This window comes from Prevotella falsenii DSM 22864 = JCM 15124, assembly GCF_000613945.1.
Lineage (GTDB): Bacteria > Bacteroidota > Bacteroidia > Bacteroidales > Bacteroidaceae > Prevotella > Prevotella falsenii.
On sequence record NZ_BAJY01000091.1, the window covers coordinates 1 to 582 of the forward strand.

Annotated in this window: 1 pseudogene; it reads right to left on the bottom strand. The window is 41.8% G+C overall.

The window, feature by feature from the left end:
• Positions 1-119: 119 nt before the first annotated feature.
• Positions 120-536 (bottom strand): annotated as a pseudogene (locus JCM15124_RS15595) (hypothetical protein).
• Positions 537-582: the final 46 nt, after the last annotated feature.

Consider the following 582-nt stretch of genomic DNA (forward strand, 5'->3'; position numbering starts at 1 on the left):
CGTAGTACAATTGTTTTGAGCACTCAACTACACGTTAATTCTTTCTCTTTCACCGATTTAACTCTTATTGTAGTAATGTAGTAAGATATAATCGATGAAAGAAAAAGGAAATATATTCATCAGTTCTTGGTATTGCCCAACAGGAAGATTGGCGTTACAATGGCAGCCTCTGTTTGCAATCTTCTACTTATGTACTTTCTGAACAAATGCGCTTCCGTGCTGTCCAACAGAAAGGACATGGCGATGATGACAGGAAGCGGATAGAGCGGTGCATAACCTTTGAGTTGTCCGTTGATTATGACTTCCTCCTCACCTGCAACCCTCTCATCGGGATGCAGGTCGGAGGTTTTTATTATCGTTTGCAGCCTATGGTTGAGTTTCCTCTATGTTACACCGAAGAACCTGACAAGCTCTCCCTCCGTCATAGCAATGTCTCCGTTTCCTTTTCGGATAATCTGCATATCACTCCCCCAATCAAAGTAACTGCGATGATTGTACGTGCTATTTTTGCTCTTTGAATTATTGCTTGCTCTCATGCTGTTTCCTCCATTTTACAGATTGATACCTCCGAAGGTTCACAAA